The organism is Streptomyces sp. NPDC007162 (assembly GCF_040634175.1).
Lineage (GTDB): Bacteria > Actinomycetota > Actinomycetes > Streptomycetales > Streptomycetaceae > Streptomyces.
The window spans coordinates 1-2,789 of record NZ_JBEYFC010000811.1; the positions used below are offsets into that span (position 1 = coordinate 1).

The 2,789-nt window shown below is 73.0% G+C and carries 2 protein-coding genes; one reads left to right on the plus strand and one right to left on the minus strand.

All coding sequences use genetic code 11. From position 1 onward, the window contains the following. A partial coding sequence (locus tag ABZ646_RS44295) for a hypothetical protein (RefSeq protein WP_360532817.1) occupies nucleotides 1–215 on the minus strand: 215 nt, incomplete at its 3' end. Here ABZ646_RS44295 and ABZ646_RS44300 point away from each other — a divergent pair. Beyond that, entirely contained in the window at nucleotides 193–2,403 is a 2,211-nt protein-coding gene (locus tag ABZ646_RS44300) for a LuxR C-terminal-related transcriptional regulator (RefSeq protein ID WP_360532814.1), read from the plus strand. The two genes, ABZ646_RS44295 and ABZ646_RS44300, sit on opposite strands and share 23 nt — an antisense overlap. Nucleotides 2,404–2,789: the final 386 nt, after the last annotated feature.

The following is a 2,789-nucleotide window of genomic DNA, read 5'->3' on the forward strand; positions in this document are numbered from 1 at the left end:
GTCTCCAGCGCCTTGGCGAGGTTCTCGACCATCCCGACGCACTTGTCGTAGGAGAAGATCGGCTCGGGGGAGCGGGCGATGACCTGGCCGGCCTTCCGGCTGGCACCGTTGGACGCCGACGGGGTCGGCCGGATGATCGCCTCCTGCCTGGAAACCGACCCCGGCCAGCTGCCCGCCGAGGTGCTCGTCCAGATGTGGCAGGACAGCGCGGGCATCCCGTTCCTGGTCGAGGAACTTCTCCAGGGCGCGGTCGCCGGCGGCTCGCTCGTCCGCGAGGGCGCCGCCTGGCGGGTGGTCGGCGACCTCCGCCGCAACATGCCCAGGGCGCTGCTGGAGGGCGCCATTCACCGTATCGACCAACTCGGCCCACAGGGGCGGACCGTGCTCAGCGCCGCGGCCGTGCTCGGCCGGCGGTTCCCCCTGTCGGTGCTCCAGTCGATGACCGGGGTCGACGACCGGAGCCTGCTCAGTCACCTGCACGCGAGCGTGGCGGCCCGGCTGGTCGCGGCCGACGAACCCGCCCCCGACTGGTACGCCTTCCAGCATCCGCTGACCGCCGAAGCGCTGCTCGCGCAGCTCACCCCGGCCGCCCGAGTGGCCCTGTCCGAGCAGGCCGCGAACGCGATCGAGACCCTCAACCCCGGTCTGCCGGGCGACTGGTGCCCGCTGGCGGCGACCCTGCGCGCCGACGCCGGTGACCCCGTCCGGGGCGGCCGGCTGTTCGCCGAGGCCGGGCGCCGTGCCCTCGCCGACGGCGCGGTGGGATCCGCGGTCGCGTTGCTCGACCGCGCCGAGCGGCTGCTGGCGGAAGGCGGGGACTCCGCCGCCCGCGCCGAGGCGCTGGAAGCGCTGCTGCCCGCGCTCGCGGAGACCGGGGAACTGACCCGCGCGCTCAGCCTCACCGGAACCCTGCGTGAACTCGTCGGAGCCGGCCTGGGCGCGGCCCGGCTGGCGGCCCTGCACACCCGCCTCGCGCACGTGGCGTACATGGCGGGCCGCTGGGCCGACGGCAACAACCAGATCGAACGGGCTCGCGCGCTGCTGGCGACGGCGCCGGACGAGGCGCACACCGCGCTGACCGACGTGGTGGAGGCGTACCTGTGCCTCGACACGCCGGGACAGGACCGTACCCAGCGGGCCGAGCGGCTGGCCCGCGCCGCGCTCGGCACCGCCGAGCGGGAGGGCCTGCCCCTGGTCGCCTGCCAGGCATGGGAACTCCTCGCCGTGGTCGCCCGCGAACGTGACCTCTCCGAGGCCAGTACCTACCTGGAACAGGCCATGAGCACTGCCGAACGGCACAGCCTGCCACTCCAGCGGATGTACGCGCTCACCCGGCTCGGCGGCATCCGGTGGCTGGACGACGGCAGTACCGCCACCCTCGAGGAGGCCCGCACCGAGGCCCGGCGGCTGGGCGCGGTCACCGTCGTCTACGGCATCGACGGCATCCTCACCCTGCACGATGTACTGCGCGGCCGGTTCACCGAGGCCCGGGCGCTCGGCGACGAGACGCTGACCATGGCAGCCCGCCTGAAGCTGACGTCGGTGGCCCGATACCTGCTGATGGCCCGCTCGGTGCTGGCGGCTCACCAAGGCGACCGTACCGCCATGGAGGAGGCCCTGGCCGACTTCGGACACTGGGGAGGGCGCGGCTCGCTGGAGGAGCCGCTGGCCCTCGGTCTGGCCCAGGTCTTCTGTGCCCTCTTGGAGGAGAACCGGGACCAGGCGGCCCGTACCATGGCCGACCTCAAGGCGCTGGAGGCCGAGAACCCGACCACTTTCCACCTGAGCGGACGGCACGGCCTCGCTCTGCTGCTCGACCTCCTGGACGGCCGGGCCGACCGCGGTCACCTCGACTGGCTGGCCGCCAGCGCCGCCGGCCGGATGCGTTGGAACCGGTACTTCCTCCTGCTTGCCGAGGCCGTCCTGCTCGGCCGCGAGGGCCGGCCCGAGGCGGCCGGACAAGCGGCCCTCCTCGCCGAGACCACGGGCGCGCCCTACCCCACCGCCCGCCATCTCGGGCAGCGGCTGATCGCGGAGGAGGCCCACGCGCTGAGCTGGGGCGAACCGGAGAGATGGCTGCGGGAAGCCGAGCACCACTTCCGCGAGACCTCCGCCACCGCGGTGGTCGGCGCCTGCCGGACCCTGCTGCGCGCGATCGGCGCACCGGTGCGCCAGCACCGCACCGGCAGCGACCGGATTCCACCGGAACTGCGCATGAAGGGCATGACGGTCCGCGAGTACGAGATCTTCCGGCTGCTCGCCGACCGACCCAGCAACAAGGACATCGCCGCCCGGCTCTACATATCGCCGCGCACCGTCGAGAAGCACGTCGCCAGCCTGATCGCCAAGACCGGGCTGCCCAACCGCTCACAACTCTGCGCCCTGGCGGCGGAGCAGTCCTGACGTCAGGCCGCGGGCCGGCCCGCGCCATGCTGCAACTGACCGACGCGGACGTGGCGGCCCTCCTGGAGAAGGTCGATGTCGTCGGCACCGTGCGCGAGGTGTTCCTCGCGCACGCGGCGGGCCGCTGAGCTGACCTCGCGGACCGCGCGCTCGCGGAGCCCGTCCGGGTATTCAGGTGCTTCGGCTGCTCGAGGCCGTTGCTCGCCAGCGAGGGCGGGGTCCTCGTCCTGAAGCATTCTTCGGTTGCATGTACTTCGCGGCTATGCGGCCAGCTGAGGTCATCCACCTTCGGTTGGCAAGGAGCGGACCGACGACGGTGAGGTGCACGAGGACATGGGCGCGGGCCCGGGAATACGCCCTGACCCGTACTGAGCGCACTTCTCGCC

Excerpts from the sequence above, each read along its gene's own strand:
- ABZ646_RS44300 (WP_360532814.1), top strand. The coding sequence starts at position 193 with ATGTGGCAGGACAGCGCGGGCATCCCGTTCCTGGTCGAGGAACTTCTC.